Consider the following 6,719-nt stretch of genomic DNA (forward strand, 5'->3'; position numbering starts at 1 on the left):
TCCGGCTATGCGGGTTCTACTTCTTCCATCGGCGTCATCTTGCCCGCGCCCGGCCCCGCCCCGAGGTCGGCGCCCGTGACTGGATTGACGGCGGGATCGGACAGTGTCCGGCCAGCCATGGCTGCCAGCAGCTTCTTGTCCGCCGGAGTGACTTTTACGGTCGCCTGACCGTCTCCGCCGTCAACGGCCGCCTGCGCCTCGCGATCATCGACGAACTCCCACTGCTCGCCTTCATTCCACGGCCCGCGCAGGTTCTCGGCGCCCTGCGACATGTCGTAGTATTTGTCGGTGAACGCTGGCACGCCCGGAAGCTTGCCCGTGGGGAAATTGTTCTCGATCGAGTAGAGCGCCTTTTCGAACGACTTCTGGTGCGCAATCTCGCGCGTCATCAGGAAGCCGAGGGCGTCCTTGATGCCGGGATCGTCGGTGATGTTGATGAGGCGTTCGTAGACGATCTTGGCGCGGGACTCGGCGGCGATATTGGACCGCAGGTCGACGGTTGGCTCGCCGCGGCTGTCGACGTAGGCCCCCGTCCACGGGACGCCCGCGGAGTTGGTCACGGGAACGCCGGCGCCATACAGCAGGCTGGTGATGTGACTGTCGCCGCCGGCGTTGAGCTGGATCAGCAGATCCGCTTCCTTATCAACGCCCTCGGCCAGACGACCCTTGGCGCCCTTGTTCAGCATGGCGACGATGGACCCGATCACCTCGAGGTGGCTCAGCTCTTCCGTCGCGATGTCGAGAAGCAGGTCCTTGCGTCCCGCGTCGTCCTCGGCGAGCGCCTGGGTGAAGTACCGCATGGCCGCCGCCAGTTCACCGTCCGCGCCGCCGAACTGCTCCAGCATCATATTGGCAAGGACAGGATTGGGCTCCGCGACCCTGACGGTATACATCAGCCGCTTGTTGTGCATGAACATTTGGGCGCTCTCATTATTGGACGATGCCCGTTGAAGCGCGAGCTGCCCAAGTCGTTCCCAAAGCGAAGCTAGTTGAGCGGCGTTCTCATTATTGATCTGATCTCCTTACCTTGGCCCTTTAGTGGAAATCCCGCGATCCCGGCAGCACCCGCACATCCCGCGGATGCCGTCCCCGCGCCGGGGCATGGCCTGATCCGGGAGTCTGGTCCTGACTGAGATGGCCCAGCAGCGGGGTCCAGTCGTCGAGCTGGTCGACCACCACATGGGTGACGCCCTCGGCGGTCTGGACCTTGCCCCGCGCCAGCACCATCCGCGCGCCCATGGCCGCCGGGCGGAAGCGTTCGAACACGTCAGGCCACAGCACCAGATTGGCCACGCCGGTCTCGTCCTCGATGGTCATGAAGCACACGCCCTTGGCCGTGCCGGGCCGCTGGCGCACCAGCACCACCCCGCCAACTGCGACCCTGCGCCCGTTGCCCAAATCGGCGCAGGCCGAGGTCGCCACCGCCCCCTCCCGCTCCAGCCGCTCGCGCAGGAAGCGGACCGGGTGGCCCTTCAGCGACAGCCGGATCGTCTGATAGTCGCCGACCACCTCTTCCGAAGGCGACAGCAGCGGCAGGGCCTCGGGCGGGCGGCCGTCCGCCTCGATCAGTCCCATGGCCTCGAACAGCGGCGCCGGCGAGTCCGCCGCCACGCCCCGCGCCGCCCACAGCCCCTGACGCCGGCTGAGGTCCAGCGAGCCGTAGGCGTCCGCCTCGGCCAGCCGGTCCAGCGCCCGGGCCGGCAGGTCGGCGCGGCGGCGCAGATCCTCCAGATCGGCGAAGGGCCGCTGGGCCCGCGCCGCCATGATCTGCTCCGCCCACGCCTGACGGAAGCCGTCGATGGAGCGCAGGCCCAGCCGCAGGGCGCGGCGGCGGCGGCGCGGGCGCGGTTCCAGCGTGGCGTCCCAGTCGCTGGCGTTGACGTCGGGGTGGCGCACCTCGACCTTGTGCTCGCGCGCGTCGCGGACGATCTGGGCCGGGGCGTAGAACCCCATCGGCTGGCTGTTCAGAAGGCAGGCGGCGAAGACGTCCGGATACATCCACTTCACCCAGGCCGAAACATAGACCAGGTGGGCGAAGGCGCAGGCGTGGCTCTCGGGGAAGCCGTATTCGCCGAAGCCCTTGATCTGGTCGAAGCAGCGTTGGGCGAACTCGGGCTCGTAGCCGCGTGCGATCATCCGCCCGACCATCTTCTCCTCGAAATTGCCGATGGTGCCGTTGTGCCGGAAGGTCGCCATGGCGCGGCGCAGGCCGTTGGCCTCGTTGCCGGTGAACTCGGCGGCGACCATGGCGATCTTCATCGCCTGCTCCTGGAACAGCGGCACGCCGAGGGTCTTGTGCAGCACCTTGGTCAGCTCGTCCGGATCGTCGCGCGAGCCGGGCATGGAGAAGCGATAGCTGCCTGCCCCATGCCGGGCCTCATACTCCCGCCGCTCCATCCGGCGCTGCAGATAGGGGTGCACCATTCGACCCTGAATCGGACCGGGCCGGACGATCGCCACCTGAACCACCAGATCGTAGAATTCGACCGGGCGCAGGCGCGGCAGCATCGACATCTGAGCCCGGCTCTCGACCTGGAACACGCCAAGCGAGTCGGCCCGGCGCAGCATGCGATAGACCCCACGCCGCTCCGCCGGCACGGCGGCGGTGTCCGGCAACGCCCGCCCATAGGTCTCGCCGATCATACGGAAGGCGCGCTTCATCGCCGTCAGCATCCCCAGCGCCAGCACGTCGACCTTCATCAGCTTCAGGAAGTCGATGTCGTCCTTGTCCCACTCGATGAAGGTGCGGTCCGCCATGGCCCCGTTGCCGATCGGGACGATCTCGATCAGCGGCGTCCGGCTCAGCACGAAGCCGCCGACGTGCTGGCTCAGGTGGCGCGGGAATTTGATCAGCTCGGCGGTCAGCTCCAGCGCCATCCGCAGGCGCACGTCGTCGCGGCTCAGGCCGGTGCGGTCGACGTGCTCGTCCTCGACCTTCGCGCCCCACGAGCCCCAGACGGTGTCAGCCATGCGCGCCGTCACATCCTCGGTCAGCCCCAGCGCCTTGCCAACGTCGCGGATGGCCGAGCGCGGGCGGTAGTGGATGATGGTGGCCACGATCCCCGCCCGGTCGCGCCCGTAGCGGTCATAGACGTACTGCATCACCTGCTCGCGCCGCTCGTGTTCGAAGTCGACGTCGATGTCCGGCGGCTCGGACCGCTCGGACGAGATGAAGCGCTCGATCAGCACGTCCTGCCGGGTCGGATCGACATTGGTGATCCCGAGACAGAAGCAGATCACCGAGTTGGCCGCCGAGCCGCGGCCCTGGCACAGGATCGGATCGGGCCGGGTCCGGGCCCAGTCGACGATGTCGTGGACGGTCAGGAAATAGGGGGCGTAGTCCAGCTCCCGGACCAGCTTCAGCTCCTTCAGGATGGTGGCGCGGATGTTCGGCGGGGCGCCGCCCGGCCACCGCATGCGCGCCCCCTTCAGCGTCAGCCGCGCCAGCCAGCCCTGCGGGGAGTAGCCCCGCGGGACCGGTTCGTTCGGGTAGTGGTAGCTGAGCTCCCGCAGCGAAAACGCGCAGGCCCGCGCCACCTCCATGGTCCGCGCCAGCGCCGCCTCGTGGCCCTTGAACAGCCGCGCCATCTGGGCCGGCGGCTTCAGATAGCGTTCGGCGTTGGCCTGCAGCCGCCGGCCCGCCGCGTCGATGGTGGTTCCCTCGCGGATGCAGGTCAGCACGTCCTGCAGGGTGCGCCGGTCGGGGTGGTGATACAGCACCGCATTGGTGGCGATCATCGGCGCCCGGGTGCGGCTCGCCATCGCCGCCAGCCGGTTCAGCCGCCGCCGGTCGTCGCCGCGCCACAGCGGCGAGGCGGCCAGATACAGGTCGTCCGGCCACGCCCGTCGCCATGCCGCGAGCCGCGCCTCGAAGGCGGCGTCGGGCCGCTCGGGCGCGGGAACCAGCGCGATCATCCCCGCCCCCAGCCCGACCGCCTGTTCGAAGGTCAGGCGCGTCTCGGCCTTGGCGATGCGGTCCGCGCCGTCTTCCCCCTGCGGGGCGAACACCTCGCTCTTGCCCAGCGACAGCAGGCGGCACAGTCGGCCGTAGGCGGCGCGGTCGCGGGGGAAGACGATCAGCTCGGTCCCGTCGGTGAAGCCCAGGCGCGACCCCACCACCAGCGGCAGGTCCACGTCCTCGCCGCCCATCAGCGCCCGCACCATCCCGGCCAGGGTGTTGCGGTCGGCCACGCCCACGGCGGCCAAGCCGAGCGACTTCGCCTGATGCATCAGCTCGCCGGGATGGGACGCGCCCTCCAGAAAGCTGAAGTTGGTCATCGCCCCCAGTTCGGCGTAGTCGCCGTTCCAGCCGCTCATGGCAGCAGCCCGTGCATCCACCACGAGGGCGCGCGTTCGTCCGCCGCGCCGGTGTATTCCCAGCCGTACAGACCCTCGCGGAACAGCCAGTAGCGGCCGCCCTGATCATCCTCGACGCGATAGTAGTCGCGGGTGCGGGCCTGCCGCCCGTCGGCGCGGGGCCGCCACCATTCCGGCGACAGCCGCTCGGGCCCGTCGGAGCGGGTCACGCGCCGCGACAGCCTGCGCCAGGTGAAGCGGGCCGGGGCTCCGTCGGGCAGTTCGGCGATGGCGTCCACCGGTTCGGGCGGGTCGAGCATCAGGATCGGCCGCCGCCCCGACCCGGCGTCCAGCGGCGCCGGTCGACGGCCCAGCGCCGGCTTCAATCGCTCGGCGCGTTCGGGTATCCAACTGTCGACCGGTTCGGGCGTCAGCACCCGGTCCTCGCCCAGGCGCGCGCTCAGCCGGTCGATCAGGGCGGCGAGATCCTCGGCCTGTTTCGCCGCCGCCTCGCTCTCCAGCGCCCCTTGCGTCGCCGCGATCGGCTCGACCGTATCGGCGGTCAGCATCAGGGCGTCGAGGCCGAAGCCCAGCTCCAGCCGCCCCAGCCCGGCCTCGCGGAACAGCCGCATCCACACCCCGGCGTCACGGCCCGGCCGTCCCATCCGCACCGCCAGGCTGGTGGTCAGGCCGTCGGAGCGGAAGCCGGTCGCGGTCAGGGCCTTGGCCCCCTGCCCGTCCCGCTCGAGCGCCACGGCCAGATCGGCGGCGAGGTCCGGCAGCCGCGCCTCGACCCCGGCCAGATCGCCGATGGGCTCGGCCCAGGTCTGCCACACGCGATAGCGCGGCGGCGGCCGCACCGGGGTCAGGGCCTCGGCGGCGTAGCCGCGCGCCTGATCCAGCCGCCGCACCAGCCCGACGGCGTCCTCGTCGCGGAACCGCCGGGCCAGCCCCGCCCGGGGCATGGCGTAGAGGCTGCCGATGGTCTTGAGCCCGAACCGCCGCGCCGCCGTCAGGGTGCGGTCGTCGATCCGCAGCGCCTCGACCGGCAGATCGGCCAGCGCCTCCGACAGATCCTCCTCGCCCACGATCAGCGCGGACCCGTCGCCCCAGCGCGCCAGCGCCCAGGCCGCGCCCGGCGTGGGGGCCATGGCCAGCCGCGCCGGAACCTCCGCCTCCGCCAGGCGGCCGCGCATCTGCTCCAGCAGGGCCGCTTCGCCGCCGAACAGGTGGGCGGCGCCGGTCAGGTCGAGGAACAGGCCTTCCAGCCCGTCCTCCGACGGATCGACGCTGACCGAGGGCGACCAGCGCTCGGCCCACACCGCCAGCGCGGTCAGCGCCCGCCGGTCGGCCGCCGGATCTGCGGGCCTGCAGATCAGATGCGGGATCATGGCCAAGGCGTCCGCCTGGGTCTGGCCGCGCCGCAGCCCCGCCCGCCGCGCCGCCGGAGTCAGGGCGTGGATCACCGCCGCGCCCCGGCTGTTCTTCAGGATCAGGGCGAACGGAGTGTCGGGATCGAGCGCGGGGTCAGGCGGCGAGGCCGGACGGCGCGCCCGTCTGGCCGATCGACGCCAGACCGCGATCGGCCAGTCGATCAGCCAGACGGAGACGATGCGTCTCATCATCCTGCTCCAGCATCCACGCTCCGGGCCGTTCGCCGCGCCCGCGCACCAGTTCGGCCTCCAGCCGCGCCCGCCCCGGGGCCCGGGGATCGTCGGCGTCGACCGCGCTGGCGAGGGTGGAGATGCGCCAGCGACGACGCGCCGCGCTGAGCCCGTCCAGCCCGCGCGGCAGCACCAGCCCCACAGACCCGCCCTGTTTGGCCGCGAAATCCAGCCGCCGCGTCTGCGCCAGCGTCGCCCCATCGACCGCGCCCAGCGCCAGAGACACGGCCCCCGAACGCAGCGCCTGCTCCAGCGCCCACAGGGCCTCCGCCGCCGTCGTGGCCGGCGCCAGTACGATGGAGGCGCCGCAAAGACCCGGCCCATAAGGCCGCCCATGCTCGGCGAACCAGCCCCGCGTCGCGGTGATCAGCACCGGCCGCGCATCCTCGTCCAGCCGCCGCGACAGGGCGAACCGCATCAGCGCCCCCATGTCCCGCGGCCCCGCCGCGCACGCCTCCTCCAGCGGCGCGGGCCGCTGGGGAAACAGGTCGGGCGATGACGGCTGCAGGGCGTTCATGAGAGTCCGAAAATCCAGATGTTCACTCTTTGTTCCTGATGGAAGGAGAGTCAAACGGAGAATCGGTTATGTGGTCTGCGGCGCGCCTGCGCCGTAGGAAAATCTTCAGAGACCGGCGGATCGGGAAATCAGATGACAGCGCCTCACCGGACCCTTCGATGGGCGCAAGCGGCCGACTATGGGGCCGTGGCGGACGTCATGTTCGACGCGGTGCGAAACGGTCGGAGCCGCTACACCGACGC

4 protein-coding genes are annotated in these 6,719 nt (G+C 70.8%); all 4 read right to left on the reverse strand.

Features of this window, described 5'->3' with window-relative positions:
* Positions 1–5 precede the first annotated feature (5 nt).
* Positions 6–917 carry a manganese catalase family protein gene (locus VGB60_RS13065; RefSeq protein WP_331038683.1) on the reverse strand — a complete coding sequence of 304 codons (912 nt, stop codon included), beginning with the start codon at positions 915–917 and terminating at the stop codon, positions 6–8.
* Between the two features lie 118 nt (positions 918–1,035).
* A complete protein-coding gene (locus VGB60_RS13070; protein ID WP_331038684.1) occupies positions 1,036–4,317 on the reverse strand; it encodes an error-prone DNA polymerase in 3,282 nt (1,093 codons plus the stop codon).
* Entirely contained in the window at positions 4,314–5,918 is a 1,605-nt protein-coding gene (locus tag VGB60_RS13075; RefSeq protein ID WP_331038685.1) for a DNA polymerase Y family protein, read from the reverse strand. The genes VGB60_RS13070 and VGB60_RS13075 overlap by 4 nt, the downstream gene beginning before the upstream one ends.
* A complete protein-coding gene (locus VGB60_RS13080; protein WP_331038686.1) occupies positions 5,824–6,477 on the reverse strand; it encodes a hypothetical protein in 654 nt (217 codons plus the stop codon). Before VGB60_RS13080 ends, VGB60_RS13075 begins: the two co-directional genes overlap by 95 nt.
* Positions 6,478–6,719: the final 242 nt, after the last annotated feature.

The organism is Brevundimonas sp. (assembly GCF_036399195.1).
Lineage (GTDB): Bacteria > Pseudomonadota > Alphaproteobacteria > Caulobacterales > Caulobacteraceae > Brevundimonas.

Bases quoted from the DNA above. Each gene is read 5' to 3' on its own strand.
- VGB60_RS13080 (WP_331038686.1), bottom strand. From the start codon at position 6,477: ATGAACGCCCTGCAGCCGTCATCGCCCGACCTGTTTCCCCAGCGGCCC.
- VGB60_RS13070 (WP_331038684.1), bottom strand. From the start codon at position 4,317: ATGAGCGGCTGGAACGGCGACTACGCCGAACTGGGGGCGATGACCAAC.
- VGB60_RS13075 (WP_331038685.1), bottom strand. From the start codon at position 5,918: ATGAGACGCATCGTCTCCGTCTGGCTGATCGACTGGCCGATCGCGGTC.
- VGB60_RS13065 (WP_331038683.1), bottom strand. From the start codon at position 917: ATGTTCATGCACAACAAGCGGCTGATGTATACCGTCAGGGTCGCGGAG.